Source organism: Rhodovulum bhavnagarense (genome assembly GCF_004343505.1).
In the GTDB taxonomy this organism is placed as follows: Bacteria; Pseudomonadota; Alphaproteobacteria; order Rhodobacterales; family Rhodobacteraceae; genus Rhodovulum; species Rhodovulum bhavnagarense.
The window spans coordinates 21,700-40,317 of the sequence record NZ_SLXU01000005.1 but is presented as its reverse complement, the minus strand read 5'-3'; the positions used below and the strand labels follow the sequence as shown (position 1 = coordinate 40,317).

The following is an 18,618-nucleotide window of genomic DNA, read 5'->3' as shown; positions in this document are numbered from 1 at the left end:
CGGGCATTTGCCCATATCCTGACCGCGCGCGTCCCGGCCTGCCGCAGGACCGGGCAGCCGCCGAACGCCCGCGACCAGCCACCAAGGACCATTGCCATGATCGAGAATCACCTTCCCACGGCCGAGCTTCAGCGCCTGGATGCCGCGCATCACATGCATCCCTTTACCCATGGCGATGCGCTGGCCGAAAAGGGGGCGCGGATCATAACCAAGGCTGACGGCGTGTTCCTGACCGATAGCGAGGGCAACGAGATCCTCGACGCGATGGCGGGGCTGTGGTGTGTAAATATCGGCTATGGCCGCAAGGAACTGGCCGAGGCCGCCTATCGGCAGATGCTGCAACTGCCCTATTACAACACCTTCTTTCAGACTTCGCATGTCCCGGCCATCGAACTGGCCGCGCGGATCGCGGAACTGGCCCCGGGCGATCTGAACCACGTCTTCTTTGCTGGTTCGGGGTCCGAGGCCAACGACACCAACCTGCGGATGGTGCGCCAATACTGGGCCATGATGGGTCAGCCCGACCGGCAGGTCGTGATTTCGCGCTGGAACGGTTATCACGGATCTTCGGTCGGGTCGGGCTCTCTGGGCGGCATGAAATTCATGCATGAACAGGGCGGAATGCCGATCCCCGGCATTGAACATATCGACCAGCCGGACTGGTGGTCAGAGGGCGGCGACATGACGCCCGAGGCGTTCGGTATCGCGCGAGCTCGTGCGCTGGAGGAAAGAATTCTGGAAATCGGTGCCGACAGGGTTGCCGCCTTCATCGCCGAACCCGTGCAGGGCGCGGGCGGCGTGATCGTTCCGCCCGAAACCTACTGGCCCGAGATCAAGCGTATCCTTGCGAAATACGACATCCTCTTCGTCGCGGACGAGGTGATCTGCGGGTTTGGCCGCACCGGCAACTGGTTTGGTTCGCAAACCTATGACCTGGTGCCTGACATCATGACGATCGCCAAGGGCCTGTCCTCGGGCTATGCACCCATCGGTGCCTCGGTTGTCAGTGACAAGGTGGCAGGCGTCATCGGAAAGGGCGAGTTTGCCCATGGCTACACCTATTCCGGTCACCCGGTCGCGGCGGCCGTTGCGCTGGAAAACCTCCGCATCCTGGATGAAGAGGGTATCGTAGAACGTGCCGGATCGGTCACCGCGCCCTACCTAGGCGCAAAGTGGAACAGCCTGACCGATCACCCGCTGGTGGGTGAGGCCAGGATTTGCGGGCTGATGGGCTCCATCGCGCTGACCCCGGACAAGGCCCGCCGCGCGCCCTTTGCTGCCGACAAGGGCACGGTCGGGCTGATCTGTCGCGAGCGGTGCTTTGCCAACAACCTGGTGATGCGCCATGTGGGCGACCGCATGATCATCTCGCCGCCCCTGACGATTTCCGAGGCCGAAATCGACCTGCTGATCGAACGCGCCCGGCTGTCGCTGGACGAGGCCCTTGATATCGTGAACCGCGACGGGCTGATGGAAGCGGCCTGAGGGAGGAAAACCATGACGCTGAAAACCGGACAGTTCTATATCGACGGCACATGGGTGGACCCGGTATCGCCCCAGATGCTGCCGGTGCTGAACCCCGCCACCGAGGAACCGATTGCCCAGATCGCCATGGGCAGCGCGGTGGACGTGGACGCCGCCGTTGCGGCCGCAAACCGTGCCTTCGACAGCTTCGCCGCCACCACCAAGGCCGAGCGGTTGGACCTGCTGGCCGCGATCCGGGCGGTATATGAACGCCGCTATGACGAGATGGCCGACGTGATCCGCCAGGAACTGGGCGCACCGGCCTCGCTGTGCCAGCGCGCGCAGGCCGCCGTGGGCATCGGGCATCTGGACGGCTTCGTCCGCGCGCTGGAGGCGATGGCGTTCGAAGAGATCAACGCCGAGGGCGACCTGATCCTGCGCGAACCCATCGGGCCCTGCGGGTTGATCACGCCGTGGAACTGGCCGATCAACCAGATCGCGCTGAAGGTGCTGCCCGCGCTGGCAGCGGGCTGCACGATGGTGCTGAAACCCTCGGAACTGACGCCGCTGAACGCGCTGCTCTATACCGAGATTCTGCACGAGGCAGGGGTGCCGCCGGGCGTTTTCAACCTCGTCAACGGCGATGGCCTGAACGTTGGTGCGGCGATGTCGCGTCACCCGGACCTTGCGATGATCTCTTTCACCGGCTCGACCCGCGCGGGCACGGCGATCACGCAGGATTCGGCGGCCACCATCAAGCGCGTCACGCTGGAACTGGGCGGCAAGTCGCCCAACATCATCCTCGACGATGCCGACCTGGAGGACGCGGTGAAACGCGGCGTGCGCCACTGCTTCCAGAACACCGGGCAAAGCTGCAACGCCCCCACCCGGATGCTGGTCGCCGCATCGCAGTACGACCGTGCGATGGAACTCGCCGCAGAGGTGGCCAAGGCCACGCAGGTCGGTGACCCGGCCGCCGAAGGACGTCATATCGGGCCGCTGGTCTCGCAGATGCAATATGACAAGGTGCAGGCGCTGATCGAGACGGGGATCGCCGAGGGCGCCACCCTGCTGGCCGGCGGCCCCGGCCGGCCCGAGGGCATGAATCGCGGCTATTTCGTGCGCCCCACGGTGTTCGGCGATGTCAGCAACGACATGACCATCGCACGCGAGGAAATCTTCGGCCCCGTTCTGGCGATGATCCCTTACACGGACGAGGAAGAGGCGGTCCGCATCGCCAATGACACGCCCTATGGGTTGGCCGCCTATATCCAGTCGGGCGACGTTGACCGCGCCCTGTGCGTGGCCCGGCGCATCCGCGCGGGCATGGTGCATGTGAATGGCTCGGACATCGCGTTCGGCTCGCCTTTCGGCGGTTACAAGCTATCGGGGAATGGTCGCGAGGGCGGTGCTTGCGGGATCGAGGATTTCTGCGAAATCAAGGCGGTATCACGACCGGCCTGACCGCGCGGCCGACCCGGCGGGGCGGGGGCGAGCCTGCGCGGGCCGTCCCGTTCTCAGGCCATGGCCTGACAGGCTACACGGGCAGAAACCCGTTGCAGACCATGTACCAGGAAGATGCCCATGAACCCGTGATAGAGGATCGACAGGCCCAGCACGTGCAACAGGCTGACCCAGCCACTGGCATAGGCCGCCGCTACGGTGACAAACAACGAAACGATCGCCGAGAACGCGATGGCAAAGAGAAACGCCTTGCCGTTAGGCCACATTTTGCGCGCCACGATGGCGCGCCGCTCAAGCTCGGTCGCGCCCAGCAACAGGGCGAGCGATGCGAGGAAATAAGTGCTCAGAAACAGCCACATCCGACAAATCCTTGTCCGCACCGGGCCGCGCGAATGGCGACCCCTCACGGTCATGGTTACAATCGACCGATCCTTTGTGCAATGGCCCGGCTCTGCGCAAAGGCTCACGCCATCGCGATGCATAAACGAAGGGCCAGCACCCAGACCACTATTGCCATCCAGTCCAGGGTCACGCTTTCGGGGATGAGGGCGAGCGTGCGCCACTTGGACGGAACAGCGCGCGCTTGCCGGTTGCTACCTCGCCTGCGCGATGCTGATCGTGACAAGGGGCGCGTCGATGTCCGTCCCCGATCTGTCCAGAGGAAAGGTGCCGACTACAGGTTTCGACACCTGCCATAGCGCGGAATCCGAGGTGCCATGCACGGTTTGTTGCACCCCGTCACAGGTCAGCGCTACGCTGCCGTGATCCCCTTGGTGATCAAGGCGCAACTGGTGGGCGGTATTGCACCGGACCTTCAGGGAAAGATGATCATCGTGATCAAGAATTTCTGCATTGCATACCAAGGGAACGTCCGTCCCGATATGAAGCGCGCCAGTCGTCGCGCCACCCGAGGCAGGAGGAGCGGCCAGGACGTGTGCCCCCGACGCCGCCGCGCAAATCCACGGCCCCGCGACAAAGGTGAAGGTTCTTGCAAGTGCCGACATGGCGATCTCCGCTTGCACATATTCACGGTGCCGTTGGCTTTCCATACGGGCAAGCGGGCGCGGTGCGTACAGTGCGGTCCGTTTCATGTCCGCGCAGACACAGACACGGCATGAAAGGCTGTGCAGGTAGCATGCCAATTCAGCGATCTGGGAGGTGAAAAACACAGGGCAGGCGCATTTTGATCCTTGGCGCCAAGCTTGCCAGATATTGCCTTGTTCATGGCGCCCCCGGATCAAGGGACCATTTGGCCTGCCGTCCCGCGCGATCTATAGGGCGGGACGGTCATACGAGGGGGACTACAATGGGCGGATCTTGAGCCGCGTGATCCGGTTGGCTTGCCGTTGCAACACTTCGAACCGGAAACCGTGGAAGGAAAACACCTGGCCTTGTGTCGGGATCGACTGCGCCTCGTGGATAACAAGGCCCGCTATGGTGTTTGCCTCTTCGTCGGGCAGAGACCAATCCATCGCGCGGTTGAGGTCGCGGATCGTCATCGCCCCGTCGACCAGAACCGCGCCTTCCTCGGTCCGCCGTAGGGGATGCTCGGCATCGACGTCAAACTCGTCGGTGATCTCGCCGACGATTTCCTCAAGGATGTCCTCCAGCGTGATCAACCCCCTCAGTGCGCCGTATTCATCCACCACCAGCGCGAAATGGGTGTGGCGGCGCAGAAACTCGCGCATCTGGTCGTCCAGCGTCGTTGTCTCGGGCACGAAATAAGGTTTCATCGCCACGTCCAGGACGCGGAATTCCTTCAACTTCTCCGGGCAAGCGTCGGGTCCGCGCATCAACTTGTCCATCGCGCGCAACAGGTCCTTTGCATGGATCACGCCGACGATGTTTTCGGGGTCGTCCTTGAAGATCGGCAGCCTCGTATGCGGGCTTTCCAGGCTGTGCGACAGGATCGTTTCCGGTGAGGCATCCGCGTCGACCATCTCGATCTTGGAACGGTGCAACATGATCTCTTCGACGGTGCGTTCGCCCAGGTCAAGCGCGCCCAGGATGCGGTCCCGGTCCTCTTTTTCGACCACACCTTCGGAATGACCCAGTTGCAGCGCGCCGGCGATTTCCTCGCGCACCGCAAGAACGTTGCGATCGGGATCGGTCTTGACCCCGAACAACGCCAGTATCAGCCTAACCAGGCGGCGCACCGCGGCGACGATTGGCGAAAAGACCATGATGACCAGCCGGATGGCGGGCGAGACGCGCGCGGCGGCAAGCTCGGCATTGGTGATCGCGTAGGTCTTGGGCAACACCTCGGCGAAAATCAGCACCAGCAGCGTCATCACCAGCGTTGCCAGCGCCACGCCCGATTCCCCGAACAGCCGCGTGAACAGCGCCGTCGCAAGAGAGGCGGCCAGGATGTTGACCATGTTGTTGCCCAGAAGGACCGATCCTATCAGGCGTTCATTGTCTTCGGTAATCCTGAGGGCTGTCTCTGCCCCGCTATCGCCCTTGTCCGCGCGTGAACGCAGCTTGCCGCGTGAGGCGGCGGTCAACGCCGTTTCGGACCCGGAAAAGAATGCCGACATGAGCAAGAGGGCGATGATCGCGCCAGAGGTGATCCAGAAAGAGGCGTCGATCAGGGGGGCGGGGCTGTCCATGTTCATCCCTATGGTGGTGATACCCAAAGGTTATGGGGACAGCGCGGCCCCGGTTCAACCCGTTGCAGGACGTCGGGCCAGGGGGTGGTGTTCTTGAACCAGTTTTCGCAGGCGCTCGTCCAGGACGTGGGTATAGATCTCGGTTGTCGACAGGTCCGCATGGCCAAGCATCGTCTGGATCGCGCGCAAATCCGCGCCCCCGGCCAGCAGGTGCGTCGCAAAGGCGTGGCGCAGCGTGTGTGGGGTCACCCGCGCCGGGTCCACGCCGCCCGCGATGGCCAACTCCTTTATCAGGCCGTAAAAGCGGTGGCGCGTCAGGTGCCCCCCCTTGCCACGCGATGGAAAGAGGAACCGGCTGGCCGGCCTGCCTTGGGCACGGGCGAGATCCTCGGCCTCATCGCGCCGCGCCAACCAGGCGCCAAGCGCGGCGCGCGCGGGCGGCGACAGCGGCACAAACCGTTCCTTGCCGCCCTTGCCACGGATCAGCAACATCCGCGGATCGCCCCGCGCGGCGGCGGCGGGCAGCGTGACCAGTTCGCTGACCCGCATTCCGGTCGCGTAAAGCAGTTGCATCAGGCAGGTATTGCGGAGCCGATCACGCGGGCATGCCTCGGCAGCGGCCAATAGGCGGTCGACCTCGTCATGGCTCAGCGTTCCGGGCAGGCGCCTCGTCCGGCCCGGTCCCTTGATCCGCAGCGCGGGGTTATCTGTGCGCCATCCTTCCTCGTAGGCGAAACGGAAAAGCTGTTTGATGGCCGACAGCCTGCGGGCACGGGTGCTCTGGGCCAGCCCGTCCGTTTCGCAGGCGACGAGGTAGTCGATTATCGCGGCCTCTTCGACCTGATCCATCGTGCCCCCGCGCGCAGTCAGCCAGCCCGCGAAATCCGCGAGGTCCCGGGCATAGGCCAGGCTTGTATTCCTGGCCGCGTTCCGTTCGGCGGCTTGCGCGTCAAGAAAAACCGAGATCCAGCGATCGGCGTCCGTCACCCCCGTCGCTCCAGCAGCATGAGTTGCAAAGCGCTTTGGCGGGCACTGTCCTTCAACCCCAGATGCCGCAGAACGGCCAATGCCCGGCTGATATCCGCGATATCGCCCCGCGCCCCGTCGGTGATCAGGTCTATGGCAGCCAACACTGCCTCGCCTTGCCGTCCCTCGCGGATGAGTCTTTCCTGCGCGCGGGGCAGGGGGCGATCTGCAAACCCGTCCCTGAGAGCCGCGGCCAGCGCGTCGTCGGTCGAGGCCGCGCCTATCGCGTCCAGGGCAAGCCCGACCAGGAACGCCTCTTGCGCATTTGCGGGGGCATGCGCGCGGGCGACGGCCTCGTAGTCGCTGCTCAAGAGTCCGACCCGGAACGCCAGCGCACCGGCCTCGCCATCGAGAGCGAGTTGTGACAGGCGCGGGCCGTAAAGCTCTGCAAAAGGGACTTCCAGCCTGGCTTTCTGCATTTCGGCCCAGGCTCGGGGCAGGGCGCGCGCCACCGATCCCGGCTTGCCCGACAACATGGCCACGTCGAACGCCTGAAGGGCGGCCACACGCTCCCAAAGGCCGCCCGAGGCAGCCGGTTTGCGCTCGGTCCACACCCCCAAAAGCTGGTTTGGCGTCAACACCCCGGTTCGTGCCAGCCGCTCGGCCGCTGCGATACGCGCCTTCCATCCGGCGGTGCGGCGCAGGTCGGCGCGCGCGAAGGCCAGCGGCAGCGTCGCGCTGGGCAAGGGTTCGCCGATTGCCTCGCGCATGCGGTAGATCAGCGGGCTGGGGCGGGTCGGGGCTGGCAATGGCTCTGCCCCTTCGGCAAGGTCGGGATCAAGGAAACGGGCCAACAGCGCGTCCTCTTCATCGCTTACGAAACCAAGCGCGCGGGCGGTTTCAAGCGTCAAGGCGGCGGCATTCCAATCGCCCCCCCGCGCAAGGCAGAAAATCCTGGCGGGAAAGGTCGGTGCGATGCCGGGCGTCGCGCGCATCGCGGCGCAAGCGCGGTCTTCCTGCCCAGTCAGAAGCGCGATGTCGAACCAGCGGCGGAAAAGCGCGGGATCGGTCGGACCGGCCCGTTCGACCAACGCCTGCGCCTGATCGAGCGCTCCGAGGTCCAACAGCTTGTCAAGCCGCGCCAAAAGAATCTGTCCCTCGCCACCGGACCCGGTGGGCGGGTCAAGTTCCGCCAGCAGGATCTTGAGCATCAGCGCCTGGATGGCGGGCAGGGTGTCCACCCGCTCTGCCCTGATGGCGCCTGCAATGGTGGAGGGGTCCCCCGGCCCCCATAGGTTGCTTGCCAGCCCGGTCAGCCTGGCCGGCAGGATACCCACCGCATCGGGGCTGGTCCGGCCCAGCGGGATGACCGTGATGGGCGCAAGCGTGCCCGGCGGGATCAGGGCCGGGCCCGGCGTCACCACGCCGGGCGCGGCAACCGATTCCGAAAGCCAGTCTATTGCGGAAAGCGGTGCCTCGGCCCTCGCCGCGCCGGGCGCGGCTGCCAGAAAAAGGGCAATACCCCGGATGCATGCCCCGATGCGCGAGGGCCGCAGGCTAGTTGACATCAAGGGTCATGGTCTGGGTCCGTTCGGACTGGTTCGGATCGAGATCACCCAGATAGGCATAGCCCACCAGCCCCAGGAACCCCAGGAGCACGAAAAAAAACAGGATCTTGATAAGTCGTATCATTCTGCTCGGCCCTTGCTGTCTGCCCCAGGCTTGTTACCCGGTATTATAACTGGCATTCGGTCGGAGTTCACGCCTATGTGTGTCACAGGATCGAGACTGGCAGGAGGTCGCCCAATTGGGCTTGCGGCTTAAAAAGACGATAGCGTTGGTCGGCCTGATGGGGGCGGGAAAGACGGCGGTGGGCACGGCGCTTGCCCGCAAGCTGAACGCGCCTTTCCTCGACTCGGACGAAGAGATCGTCAAGGCAGCCAACATGTCGATCGCCGAAATCTTTGAACGCGACGGCGAGTCGTTCTTTCGACAGAAGGAATCGCAAGTGATCGCCCGACTTTTGCAGGGGCGGCCGGCGGTTCTTTCCACCGGTGGCGGCGCGTTCATGTCGGAAACCAACCGCCGCGAGATTTCGCGCAACGGGGTGGCGATCTGGCTTGATGCCGATCTCGATCTCTTGTGGGCGCGGGTCCGCCACAAGGACAGTCGCCCCCTGCTGCACACCGCCGATCCCTACGCGACGTTGCGCAACCTGTACAACCAGCGCCGCCCTTTCTACGCCTTGGCCGACCTGACGGTGAAAGCCGATCCGCGCTATTCCGTCGACGAGATGGCCGGCGCGGTGCTTGCCATTCTAAAGACCCGCCCCGATGTTGTGGAGGCCATGTGACACATCCCCTGGACACCGTTCATGTCGGCCTGCCGGGCCGGGAATACGACATCCGCATCGGCGCCGGCCTGATCGAGCACGCCGGCGCCCAGATCGCCCCCCTGCTTGCCCGGCCGCGCGTGGCGATCCTGACCGATGAAACGGTGGCGGGGCTTCACCTCGATCGGTTTCGCGGGGCCCTTTCGGCGCAAGGGATAGAGGCGCCCGCGCTTGCCCTGCCCGCAGGTGAGGCCACCAAGGGCTGGGCACAGTTTTCCCGCGCGGTGGAGTGGTTGATCGAGCAAAAGATCGAAAGGCGCGACATCGTGGTCGCCCTGGGCGGCGGGGTGATCGGCGACCTGGCAGGTTTTGCTGCCGCTGTCCTGCGCCGGGGCGTGCGCTTCGTTCAGGTGCCCACGACGCTGTTGGCGCAGGTCGACAGCTCTGTCGGGGGCAAGACCGGTATAAATTCGGCGCAGGGCAAGAACCTGATCGGTGCGTTTCACCAGCCCAGCCTGGTGCTGGTCGATATCGCGGTTCTCGAGACCCTGACAGCGCGCGATTTCCTGGCCGGATACGGCGAGGTGGTGAAATACGGGTTGCTGGGGGATGCGACGTTTTTCGAATGGCTGGAACGCGAGGGCCCGGCGCTGGCCCGCGGTGATCGGGATGCACGCGCCCGCGCGGTGCGCTGGTCCTGCGAGATGAAGGCCGCGATCGTGACACGTGACGAGACCGAACAGGGCGATCGTGCGCTATTGAACCTTGGCCATACCTTCGGTCATGCGCTTGAGGCCGCTACCGGTTATGGCGAGCGCCTGCTGCATGGAGAGGGTGTGGCGATCGGCTGTGCCCTTGCCTTTGACCTGTCAGCGCGAATGGGATTGTGCGCGCAAGAAGATCCAAGTCGCGTGCGCGCCCACCTCGCCGGCATGGGAATGAAGCGCGACCTTTCCGATATCCCCGGCGAACTGCCCGATGCCGAGGGGCTTGTCGCGCTCATGGCACAGGACAAGAAGGTACAGGACGGACGCTTGCGTTTCATCCTTGCCCGCGGGATCGGTGAGGCATTCGTCACCGATGATGTCCCTGCGGATCTGCTTCGCGCAACACTTGAGGATGCCCTGGCAACGCGATGATTTGAAATTGAAAATACCCCTCTAGGGGATCAGGACGGTTGCGCCGGTGGTCTGGCGGGCCTCTAGCGCGCGGTGCGCCTTGGCCGTATCGCATAACGCATAGCTCTGGCCGATCCGGGGCGTCAGGACGCCCTCGGAAATTGCGCTGAACAGGGCGTCTGCACGGCTGCGAAGCTCTTGGCTATCCGAGATATAATCGAATAGTACCGGCCTGTTGGCGGAAAAGCTTCCCGTGGCGAGATCACTCATCCGGAAATCGTCCAGCGTCCCCGAAGACTGGCCGAAACTGACCAGCATTCCCCGCTTGCGCAGGCATTTCAACGATCCGCGCCAGGTATCGCGCCCGACGCTGTCATAGACGCAATCGACGCCCTGGCCCCCGGTCGCATGCAAGACCTGCGTCGCGAACTCGTCCGCGCGGTAGTCGATCACTGTTTCGTAGCCATGCGCGAGGGCCAGAGCGACCTTGTCAGGCCCGCCCGCAGTGCCGATTGCCCGCACGCCCTTGGCGGCCAGCCATTGTCCGAGCAGCAGCCCGACACCCCCTGCCGCGGCGTGGACCAAAACGGTTTGACCAGGCTGAACCGCGTGGCTTGAATGGATCAGGTAATGCGCGGTCAGCCCTTTCAGCATCACGCTGGCGGCGATCTCGTCGGGGATCGTGCCGGGAAGGGCGACCAGCCGGTCGGCAGGCAGAACGCGCGCGGTCGAACAGGCGCCGTTGGGCGTGGTATAGGCCACGCGATCGCCGGGGTTCAGCCCTGTGACTCCCGCGCCGACAGCCTCGATCACGCCCGCCGCCTCGCCGCCGGGGATCAGCGTATGGCTGGGCCAGGGATAGAGTCCCGACCGGAAATAGGTATCGATGAAGTTCAACCCCACGGCGGTGTGGCGCACGAGAACCTCGCCGGGGCCGGGGGGGAGTATGTCGATTTCAGACCATTCCAGAACATCGGCGGTGCCCGGCGTGCGGGCGATGATCGCGTGTTCCATGGCCTAGACCTCGAACTCTGAATCGACGGGTACCTGCAAGGCGGTCACCAGGGCATTGGTTTGTGAAGCCAGCCCAACCACAGCCAGCAAATCGGAATACATTGCCTCTGTCATCCCTTTTGCGCGCGCCGAGGCAGTATGGGAATGCACGCAATACTCACAGCCATTCGCAATGGAAACAGCCATGTAGAGCATTTCCCTGACAAGAGGGTCCAAGGCCCCCGGTTGTGCCATCACCGCCTTGACCTGCGCCCAGGTGGCCTCGAGGACATCGGGTTGATTGGCCAGGGCACGCCAGACATTATTGACGAAATCGGTGCCTCGGGTCGCGCGTATATCATCGAAAACGGCACTTACGCGAGGATTGGTGACTACGTCTTCGTCAGTCCAGATCTTGACGGTGGCCATCGGCTCTCTCCTTGGTGTCGGGCGCAGTCCAGCGCAAAATGAACTCCGCGTCCAGAGGCGGCATGCCCGGCTTCGAGTCAAATTCCGCTGACGGCGAAAGCAACGCCCGAAACGAAACGAGCGTGGCGCCTGCCTGGGGTAATCGGAATAATCGTGTACGATGAACATCGGCAAGACCATTCCCTATGCGCGGCCTTGGCATGATGCGAGTGACAGCATTGCCGCGACGCTTCGGTTTCCCGACCTCGCACATATCGGCTATACGACCGTCGATGCGTTTGCCAAAGCTCTGGTCGACCCAACCATAGGCGTCATCACGGGGCAGGAACGTTTTGCTCGCGTAGCGGTCCTTTAGTGTGATCTGAATCCGGTAAGCACCGGGGGCTTGGTGGTGAAAGCCGTTATCATGCGCGCAATGAGCCCTCGTAGAAGAATAAATTCGGTGATATCGGGGCGTAGTCCAGCACAGCAACATCCGCCGTCAACATTTTGAAGATAAATAAAAATGCAAGTAAAGCAAAGTGCTAGATTGTCCGTCGCACCGATGATGGACTGGACCGACCGGCATTGCCGATATTTTCACCGGCTCATGAGTGCGCGCGCGCTGCTTTATACCGAGATGGTGACTGCACCGGCGCTGGTGCGGGGGGGGGCTCGGCATCTTTTGGCCTTTGATCCAGCCGAGCATCCGGTGGCGGTTCAGCTTGGCGGATCAGACCCGGTGGAACTTGCCGAAGCTACGCGCATCTGTTGCGACGAGGGCTATGACGAGGTGAATCTGAACGTCGGCTGCCCCTCCGACCGGGTGCAATCGGGCACCTTTGGCGCGGTGTTGATGAAAACCCCCGAGCTTGTGGCCGAATGCGTCGCGGCAATGCGCGCGTCCAGCCGTGTCGAGGTTACCGTGAAATGCCGGATAGGCGTCGATGACCAGGATCCACGCTCTGTTCTGCCCGCCTTTCTCGAAACGGTGCGGGCTGGGGGTGTCAACCGCTTTACCCTTCATGCGCGCAAGGCATGGCTGCAAGGGCTCAGTCCCAAGGAAAACCGCGATATCCCCCCGCTCGACTACGCGCTGGTACACGAGATGAAAAACAGCTTTCCCGACCTGCATATCAGCCTGAATGGCGGGATCGAGACCCTTGCCCAAGCCCGCGCGCATCTGGATGCGGGCCTTGACGGTGTGATGATCGGACGCGCGGCTTATCACGATCCCGGCGCGATCCTTTTGCAGGCGGATAAAGAGATTTTCGGCTTGCCCGGCGTCAAGAGCGCCCGGCAGGTTGTGGATGAAATGACCCCCTATATTGCCCGGCATTTGGCCCAGGGCGGGCGGCTGCATTCCGTTACCCGGCATATGCTGGGCCTTTTTGCCGGCCAGCCTGGTGCGCGCGCTTGGCGGCGTATCCTGTCAGAAGGCGCGACGCGCCCCGGCGCGGGGCTAGAGGTTGTCGGGGCCGCGCTCGATGCCGTGCCCGGCGCCGCCTGAACCCGCTGGTCCTTGAGGGGCAATTGTCCTAAACGGACCAAAACGGGGGCGAGAGACAAAATGCCGGAACTATCGATGATGCTGATGATGCTGGCGCTGCTTTTGTCGATCGGCGCGGTGGCGGGTGTGATCGCTGGACTATTGGGCGTGGGCGGTGGCATCATACTTGTTCCTGCCTTTTTCTATGCCTTTTCGGGGCTGGGATATGACAGCCCGCAGCTGATGCAGATCTGCCTTGCCACCTCCCTGGCCACGATCATCGTCACATCGCTGAGGTCGGTCCTGTCGCATAACAAGAAGGGCGCGGTCGATTGGGCGATCCTGCGGGGCTGGGCGCCGGGGATCGCGGTCGGCGCGGTGCTGGGCGTGCTGGTGGCGAGCATGCTGCGCTCGGTGGTGTTGCAGGGAATTTTCGGCGTGCTGGGCGTGACGGTCGGGCTTTACCTGGCCTTCGGACGCGCGCGGTGGAGGCTGGGCGACGCGATGCCGGGAGGGATTGTCCGCGCGGCGATTTCGCCGGTTGTGGGCTTTCTTTCTGTGCTGATGGGGATTGGTGGGGGCAGTTTCGGGGTGCCGCTAATGACACTTTTCAACACCCCGATCCACCGGGCGGTGGCGACCGCGGCGGGGTTCGGCGTTCTGATCGCCGTCCCCTCGGTCATCGGTTTTCTGCTTTTGGACATTCCCGCCGAGGGAAAGCCGCCCTATACCATTGGTGCGGTGAACCTTCCGGCCTTTGCGGTGATCATTGCGATGACGTTGATCACGGCGCCCTGGGGTGTTCGGCTCGCCCATGCGATGGACCCCAAGCCGTTGAAACGCGTGTTTGCCCTGTTCATCATCCTGGTGGCCAGCAACATGCTACGCAAAGCGGCTGGGTTTTAGGCCTGGCTGATATCGCGGGGGCGCAGTGCCAGCCATATCAGCGCAGCGCCTGCCAAAACGAGAAACGGGACCATGGCAAGGTTGACAGCCGTCCAGCCCTGGATCGCCGTGCCGCCTGAACAGTTCATCAACCCGCCCGATGCCAGCGAGGCGATAGTTACCCCACCGAACACGATCATGTCATTGACCCCCTGCACCAGTCCGCGTTCCTCGGGTGAGTGGGCGCGCGCCAGCATCGCCGTTGCACCGATGAAACCGAAATTCCACCCAACCCCCAGCAGGACCAGGGCAACGAAGAAGTGTTCCAGTTCGACCCCCATCAGCGCCACGCCACCCGCCAGTGCCAGGATGCCCAGACCGGTCGCCACGATAAGCCGGTCGCCGAAACGCGCGATCAGGTGCCCGGTGAAAAAGCTGGGCACATACATGGCCAGAACATGTGCCGTGACGATATCGGCTGCGGTTCCGGTATCGAAACCGCAGCCGACCACGGCCAACGGTGTCGAGGTCATCACGAGGTTCATCAGCGCGTAGGACACCATCGCGCAGATGATCGCCACGGCGATCGTCGGTTCGCGCAGCAATTCGCCCCGGCTCCGGCCTTGGTGATGGGCCGGGTCGCGCGCGGGCGGACGCGGGATGTCGAGAAAGGCAAAGAGAACAAGGCCCAGCCCGTTCAATCCGATCACCGCGAGATAGGTGCCAAGGAACGGGATCACCATCGCCTCGGCCGTAACCTTGACCAGTTGCGGACCGATCACCGCGGCCGCCAGCCCGCCGGCCATCACGTAGGAAATCGCCTTCGGCTGGAAATCGCCGGTGGCGGTATCTGCGGCGGCAAAGCGATAGAATCCCTGCGCCGATAGATAGACGCCGGTCAGGAACGATCCGGTAAGGAAAAGCGTGAACGAGCCAAGATAAAGCCCGAGCGCACCGATCCCGGCACCGACAGCCCCCCCCGTAAGGCCAAGGTAGAAGCCTGCCCGCCGCCCGAACCTCTGCATGAAGGCCGCAAGCGGGGTCGCGCTCAGCATCGAACCCAATACGATCATGGAAATCGGTAATGTCGCGAGGCAGGCATTCGGCGCAAGGCTCTGGCCGGCCAGTCCGCCAATCGTAAAGATCATCGGCATCTGCGCGCCCAGTATGGCCTGTGCCATGACCAGGACGGCGACGTTGCGGCGGGCGGGCGGTTGTGCGGTGGATAGGCTGACCATCTGGGGCGAGGGCAGGGCGCGCTGTCGCGCGGCCCCGCCTGGGGCGCTTATTGCGCGAGGATTTTCGTCACGGCCTCGTAGGCGGCGGTAAAGCCTGCCAGCGACATCGTGACAGAGGCCGTCTGATCGGGCGCCAGAAGCGGCACGATCGTCACCGTCGCCTTGCCGCCGGATTTGTAGGCGCCGACTTCGGCCTCAGTCAGGGCAAACCGGGCAACGCAGGCCTGCGGGGTGCAATAGGAAAAGCGATATCGCTTTGCCTCGCTGGTATCGACACGGATCAGCAGATCCTCGCTCAACAGTGTCTCTAGCGGCGTTGCGATCTCGACAGCGGCGGCGCGCGGGGCGGCCGCAGGCGGCAACGGCGCGAGAGAGACCTGGCTGACGGGGTTGCCCTCTGCGTCGCGCATCAGCTGCTGCATGGTGCAGCTTTCGCGGTTTTCCGCCAGCGCGACACAGACAAGACGCCAGTCCTGAAAGGTTTCCTTGACATAGGGCTGGGGAGGTTGGGCCTCTGGCGTGGCCTGTTGTGCGGGCGTGGCGGGCGCCTCGGCGGCCGGGGTCTCATCGGTTTGCGCGGGTGCTGTTTCCTGCGCCGCGACGGGCAAGGCCAACCCTGTCACGGCCATGAGGGTCACAAGCCTGAGAAGATCGCGCATGGGTTCCATCCCTTTCTGGCTATTGCTGTCTGCCGCTCTAACATGGCGTGCCAGCGCTGTCAGCGTGCAATTCAGGCCATTTAGGGCGACGAAAAAAGGGCCGCAATGCAGCCCTTTTCCCGTTGTTTTTTTCTCCCTGTCGGACTGGCCGACCTTATGAACGCGGCAGAGGCTACGGCCTTTGGTCACAGCCGTCAACAGCCAAAGAAAGGGTCTGAACACCTTGAAAACGTAGCTCTTGCAATGTTTTCAAGGCGGGGTTCACACTGCCCATGCGGCCGATACGAACCGTGGGGGCAAGCCGGCGCTGGCGGACCTGCCGGTCTCGTTGCTAGCGCGACAGGAAATGTTGCGTCGGTACATGCGCGTCGGGCAAGGATCGGGGCTGTGCCCCCGGCGCGAGGCTGCCGGGGCCGATGATCTGCAACAGATGCGCGGCGCCGATCTCGCGGCCGGGAAAAAGCGTCAGCGCGCGTGACACCACCTTGTAGAGGTCGTCGAGGTTGCCCGGCCATTCCTGCCGGGCAAGAAGTTCCAGGGCGGTCTCGTCAAAGGACCCACGAGGCTGATCAAACTGCCTTTGGGCGTGGTTTTCCAGCATCGACTGTACGAGCATCCGAATGTCATGCGCCCGCTCGACGAGCCGCGGCATGTGGATCTCATGCAGGTTCATACGAAACAGAAGGTCGTCCCCGAGACGACCGTGGGCCAGGGCGGTTTCGTAAAGTTCATGCGTCGCGGCGACGAAGCGGAAATCGACCGCGATTTCCTGGTGGCTGCCGGCGCGACGGAAGGTTCCCTTTTCTAGGACGTGCGATAAGCGCGCTTGCAACTTTTCAGGCATTGCTCCGATTTCGTCCAGAAACAGGGTGCCACCAGCGGCGCATTCTATACGTCCGCGTTGGCTGGAGTGATGCTGGCCGAACAATTCAAGTTCGAGAAACTCGGTCCTCATGCCGGAACAATCGACGATGACGAAGGGTCCGGTTCTACCGGATGCGGCATGCAGGGCGCGCGCCGCGCTCTGTTTGCCGGTGCCTCTTTCACCCCGCAAAAGAACCGGTGCCGTCGTGGTGGCGAGGCGGGTCAGGGCTGACTTCAACTCGACCATTGCCTGCGAGTCGCCCAGTAGCCGCGCCGATATTTCCGGGTGAAACGTTTCAGACACAGTATCGCTCGCTTTGTTAGCCAGGCCATTGACCTCAGGCCGTTTCGCGAAACCGGTGTTCAGGGTGCTTTCACTGTGTCAAAGTAAAAAAAGAACCGATCCCGATGCCGCCAACACCACGGGGAAAGTTCGGTAGGCGACGCGGCTAACCTAACCCGAACAGGTTCGACTTCAGTGGTGCTTTCTGCCGCATCCAGGTGGTTATATGGAGTATTGAGGGCGAATTTGAGAGTCCAATATACCGCTTATGGCACGATTTCCGTCTCATTCGGCCTTGAGCGACCGGAATCTTGGCATGGACATGCTGTCAGGGGGCATCGCCCTGAAGGAGGCCGAACAGTTCGCGAGTGTGGCGTTTCAACAGTCGATGGTGATGCAGCCGTTCCGCCACGAGCTTGCATAAAAGATCCAGCGCGACGCGTTGGTCGAGCGTCGCCGGTGGCAGGGGATCACGATTGGCCACGCCGACCATGCCGATCGGAATGCCGTCTATCTTGAGCGGGGCGAAATGAAGGTATTGGCTTTCACGAAGGTCCTGAGGGTATGTCTGCCGTCCGGCGATTTCCCTGTCGACATCAAGATACTCGACCTGCTCATCGCCTCGCCAATTCGGTTGCACCTCTATGGGCACGGCGTAGGAAATACGGGGATATCCATAGCGCCCGATGAAATAAGCCTCGGAATGATAGACGAGAACGACAAATGCGCGGTTCGTTCCACGAAGCCGCGCCATCAGTTCACATGCCATGTTGAGCGCCGGTTCGCCGGTATCGGTCATGATCAACAGGTCGGCAACAAGAGCCAGCGATCTTTCGGACGTCAGGTCGACTTCGCGCACGATCTTTTTGTTATCATCGACCAACGGTCCTTACCTCGCACCAACCACACAAATGATTACTTTTATATACCGCTTAAGCGGACCGAGACCTGTCAACTCGGTATGGAACGTGGTTCAAATGGGGGGTGTGCTGGCCCTATTGCGCAGGCAGAGGCGGCGCGCCCGGCTAGGTGTCGCCTTGCAACATGCCGAAAATTTCCTGCGTGTGGCGTTTCAGCGTCTGATGCTTGCCCAGATAGGTTTCGGTCAACCGCGCCATGACATCTAATGCGATTCGCTGATCGGGGGTCGCCGTTGTCATCGGCGCGCGGTTGGCAACACCGACCATGCCGACCGGGATGCCATCCAGCTTCAGAGGGGCGAAATGCACATAGCTGTTCGCCCTGAGGTCGGCCGGGTAGAGTTCTCCGCCCGGGATTTCTTCGGCGGGGTCCACGTACTCAACCTGCGCCTCGCCCCGCCAGTCAGGCTGAGATTCTGTCGGGATAGAGCAGCGCACGTCGATATAGCCGTAACGGCCGATGAAATAAAACTGCGATTCATAGATCAGTACAACGAAGGCATGTGTCGTGCCCCGCAGCCGGGCCATCACCTCGCAATAGTCGTTCAGAACGGGATCGCCCGCCTCGGTCATCACCAGCAGATCCGACACGAGCGTCCTTGAACGCGCCTCTGCCGTGCTCAGGATTTCCCCGCTCTTATCTCTGTCGAACATATTCGTGCCGTAAAACCAAAGAATTACCTTGAGTATCAGACCACAACCGGACGCCGAAATCGATTGGCAATTAAGTCGATCCAATCATTCTAAAGGAGTTAGCCGATCCGGCGCTTTGTGGTCGGATGTTCAGGCGCGACCAGACCGGCCCGGCTGGTAATCACCCTAACCCCACCGAGGGCCGTGTCTCGATATGGTAGGCCCGGAGGGACTCGAACCCCCAACCAAAGCGTTATGAGCGCTCTGCTCTAACCATTGAGCTACAGGCCCGC

Annotated in this window: 20 protein-coding genes and 1 tRNA gene; 7 read left to right on the top strand and 14 right to left on the bottom strand. The window is 62.9% G+C overall.

The window, feature by feature from the left end; all coding sequences use genetic code 11:
• Positions 1-90: 90 nt before the first annotated feature.
• The gene (locus EV663_RS07170; protein WP_132951115.1) at positions 91-1,485 is read left to right on the top strand and encodes an aspartate aminotransferase family protein; all 1,395 of its coding nucleotides are present in this window, start codon (positions 91-93) and stop codon (positions 1,483-1,485) included.
• A 12-nt stretch (positions 1,486-1,497) separates the two neighbouring features.
• Positions 1,498-2,928, top strand: coding sequence for an aldehyde dehydrogenase family protein (locus EV663_RS07165; protein ID WP_132951114.1), 1,431 nt, complete (start codon positions 1,498-1,500; stop codon positions 2,926-2,928).
• 53 nt (positions 2,929-2,981) lie between these two features.
• On the opposite strand, the gene EV663_RS07160 is transcribed toward EV663_RS07165, so the two are convergent.
• From EV663_RS07160 to EV663_RS15955, 6 genes are all read right to left on the bottom strand, one after another.
• The gene (locus tag EV663_RS07160) at positions 2,982-3,287 is read right to left on the bottom strand and encodes a hypothetical protein (RefSeq protein WP_132951113.1); all 306 of its coding nucleotides are present in this window, start codon (positions 3,285-3,287) and stop codon (positions 2,982-2,984) included.
• A gap of 234 nt (positions 3,288-3,521) precedes the next feature.
• Positions 3,522-4,019, bottom strand: a complete 498-nt coding sequence (locus EV663_RS07155) for a hypothetical protein (protein ID WP_132951112.1) — start codon at positions 4,017-4,019, stop codon at positions 3,522-3,524.
• Positions 4,020-4,229: 210 nt separating this feature from the next.
• Entirely contained in the window at positions 4,230-5,537 is a 1,308-nt protein-coding gene (locus EV663_RS07150) for an HlyC/CorC family transporter (protein WP_132951111.1), read from the bottom strand.
• Positions 5,538-5,591: 54 nt separating this feature from the next.
• On the bottom strand, positions 5,592-6,524 hold the full coding sequence (locus tag EV663_RS07145) for a site-specific tyrosine recombinase XerD (RefSeq protein ID WP_132951110.1): 933 nt from the start codon (positions 6,522-6,524) through the stop codon (positions 5,592-5,594).
• Positions 6,521-8,071, bottom strand: coding sequence for a hypothetical protein (locus EV663_RS07140; protein WP_132951109.1), 1,551 nt, complete (start codon positions 8,069-8,071; stop codon positions 6,521-6,523). Before EV663_RS07140 ends, EV663_RS07145 begins: the two co-directional genes overlap by 4 nt.
• Positions 8,061-8,195, bottom strand: coding sequence for a hypothetical protein (locus tag EV663_RS15955; protein ID WP_279432537.1), 135 nt, complete (start codon positions 8,193-8,195; stop codon positions 8,061-8,063). Before EV663_RS15955 ends, EV663_RS07140 begins: the two co-directional genes overlap by 11 nt.
• Before the next feature lie 79 nt (positions 8,196-8,274).
• On the opposite strand from EV663_RS15955, the gene EV663_RS07135 reads away from it, so the two are divergent.
• Both EV663_RS07135 and aroB read left to right on the top strand, forming a co-directional pair.
• Positions 8,275-8,856, top strand: a complete 582-nt coding sequence (locus EV663_RS07135) for a shikimate kinase (RefSeq protein ID WP_279432536.1) — start codon at positions 8,275-8,277, stop codon at positions 8,854-8,856.
• Complete coding sequence (gene aroB, locus EV663_RS07130) at positions 8,853-9,974, top strand: 3-dehydroquinate synthase (protein WP_132951107.1); 1,122 nt, start codon at positions 8,853-8,855, stop codon at positions 9,972-9,974. The genes EV663_RS07135 and aroB overlap by 4 nt, the downstream gene beginning before the upstream one ends.
• A 21-nt stretch (positions 9,975-9,995) precedes the next feature.
• On the opposite strand, the gene EV663_RS07125 is transcribed toward aroB, so the two are convergent.
• Complete coding sequence (locus EV663_RS07125; protein WP_132951106.1) at positions 9,996-10,967, bottom strand: quinone oxidoreductase family protein; 972 nt, start codon at positions 10,965-10,967, stop codon at positions 9,996-9,998.
• 3 nt (positions 10,968-10,970) lie between these two features.
• Positions 10,971-11,375: a carboxymuconolactone decarboxylase family protein gene (locus EV663_RS07120; protein ID WP_132951105.1), complete on the bottom strand. Its 405-nt coding sequence runs from the start codon at positions 11,373-11,375 to the stop codon at positions 10,971-10,973.
• A gap of 160 nt (positions 11,376-11,535) precedes the next feature.
• On the opposite strand from EV663_RS07120, the gene EV663_RS15595 reads away from it, so the two are divergent.
• The 3 genes from EV663_RS15595 (at position 11,536) to EV663_RS07105 (ending at position 13,749) form a co-directional block, all read left to right on the top strand.
• A complete protein-coding gene (locus EV663_RS15595; protein ID WP_165910151.1) occupies positions 11,536-11,730 on the top strand; it encodes a hypothetical protein in 195 nt (64 codons plus the stop codon).
• A 150-nt stretch (positions 11,731-11,880) separates the two neighbouring features.
• Positions 11,881-12,864, top strand: a complete 984-nt coding sequence (dusA, locus tag EV663_RS07110) for a tRNA dihydrouridine(20/20a) synthase DusA (protein WP_132951104.1) — start codon at positions 11,881-11,883, stop codon at positions 12,862-12,864.
• A gap of 60 nt (positions 12,865-12,924) precedes the next feature.
• Positions 12,925-13,749, top strand: coding sequence for a sulfite exporter TauE/SafE family protein (locus tag EV663_RS07105; RefSeq protein WP_132951103.1), 825 nt, complete (start codon positions 12,925-12,927; stop codon positions 13,747-13,749).
• Here the strand turns inward: EV663_RS07105 and EV663_RS07100 are convergent.
• The 6 genes from EV663_RS07100 to EV663_RS07075 form a co-directional block, all read right to left on the bottom strand.
• Positions 13,746-14,966, bottom strand: coding sequence for an MFS transporter (locus tag EV663_RS07100; RefSeq protein WP_132951102.1), 1,221 nt, complete (start codon positions 14,964-14,966; stop codon positions 13,746-13,748). The genes EV663_RS07105 and EV663_RS07100 overlap by 4 nt on opposite strands.
• 47 nt (positions 14,967-15,013) lie before the next feature.
• On the bottom strand, positions 15,014-15,625 hold the full coding sequence (locus EV663_RS07095; protein WP_132951101.1) for an invasion associated locus B family protein: 612 nt from the start codon (positions 15,623-15,625) through the stop codon (positions 15,014-15,016).
• A gap of 331 nt (positions 15,626-15,956) precedes the next feature.
• Positions 15,957-16,793 carry a sigma-54-dependent transcriptional regulator gene (locus EV663_RS07090; protein ID WP_132951100.1) on the bottom strand — a complete coding sequence of 279 codons (837 nt, stop codon included), beginning with the start codon at positions 16,791-16,793 and terminating at the stop codon, positions 15,957-15,959.
• Between the two features lie 307 nt (positions 16,794-17,100).
• Positions 17,101-17,655 (bottom strand): GAF domain-containing protein, encoded by a 555-nt coding sequence (locus EV663_RS07085; protein WP_132951099.1) that lies wholly within the window; start codon positions 17,653-17,655, stop codon positions 17,101-17,103.
• Between the two features lie 142 nt (positions 17,656-17,797).
• A complete protein-coding gene (locus EV663_RS07080; protein WP_132951098.1) occupies positions 17,798-18,346 on the bottom strand; it encodes a hypothetical protein in 549 nt (182 codons plus the stop codon).
• 194 nt (positions 18,347-18,540) lie between these two features.
• Positions 18,541-18,616: transfer RNA gene (locus EV663_RS07075), tRNA-Ile, on the bottom strand.
• Positions 18,617-18,618 lie beyond the last annotated feature (2 nt).

Excerpts from the sequence above, each read along its gene's own strand:
- EV663_RS07165 (WP_132951114.1), top strand. The coding sequence starts at position 1,498 with ATGACGCTGAAAACCGGACAGTTCTATATCGACGGCACATGGGTGGAC.
- EV663_RS07160 (WP_132951113.1), bottom strand. The coding sequence starts at position 3,287 with ATGTGGCTGTTTCTGAGCACTTATTTCCTCGCATCGCTCGCCCTGTTG.
- EV663_RS07155 (WP_132951112.1), bottom strand. The coding sequence starts at position 4,019 with ATGAAACGGACCGCACTGTACGCACCGCGCCCGCTTGCCCGTATGGAA.
- EV663_RS07150 (WP_132951111.1), bottom strand. The coding sequence starts at position 5,537 with ATGGACAGCCCCGCCCCCCTGATCGACGCCTCTTTCTGGATCACCTCT.
- EV663_RS07140 (WP_132951109.1), bottom strand. The coding sequence starts at position 8,071 with ATGTCAACTAGCCTGCGGCCCTCGCGCATCGGGGCATGCATCCGGGGT.
- EV663_RS15955 (WP_279432537.1), bottom strand. The coding sequence starts at position 8,195 with ATGATACGACTTATCAAGATCCTGTTTTTTTTCGTGCTCCTGGGGTTC.
- EV663_RS07125 (WP_132951106.1), bottom strand. The coding sequence starts at position 10,967 with ATGGAACACGCGATCATCGCCCGCACGCCGGGCACCGCCGATGTTCTG.
- EV663_RS07120 (WP_132951105.1), bottom strand. The coding sequence starts at position 11,375 with ATGGCCACCGTCAAGATCTGGACTGACGAAGACGTAGTCACCAATCCT.
- EV663_RS15595 (WP_165910151.1), top strand. The coding sequence starts at position 11,536 with ATGAACATCGGCAAGACCATTCCCTATGCGCGGCCTTGGCATGATGCG.
- dusA (WP_132951104.1), top strand. The coding sequence starts at position 11,881 with ATGCAAGTAAAGCAAAGTGCTAGATTGTCCGTCGCACCGATGATGGAC.
- EV663_RS07105 (WP_132951103.1), top strand. The coding sequence starts at position 12,925 with ATGCCGGAACTATCGATGATGCTGATGATGCTGGCGCTGCTTTTGTCG.
- EV663_RS07100 (WP_132951102.1), bottom strand. The coding sequence starts at position 14,966 with ATGGTCAGCCTATCCACCGCACAACCGCCCGCCCGCCGCAACGTCGCC.
- EV663_RS07095 (WP_132951101.1), bottom strand. The coding sequence starts at position 15,625 with ATGCGCGATCTTCTCAGGCTTGTGACCCTCATGGCCGTGACAGGGTTG.
- EV663_RS07080 (WP_132951098.1), bottom strand. The coding sequence starts at position 18,346 with ATGTTCGACAGAGATAAGAGCGGGGAAATCCTGAGCACGGCAGAGGCG.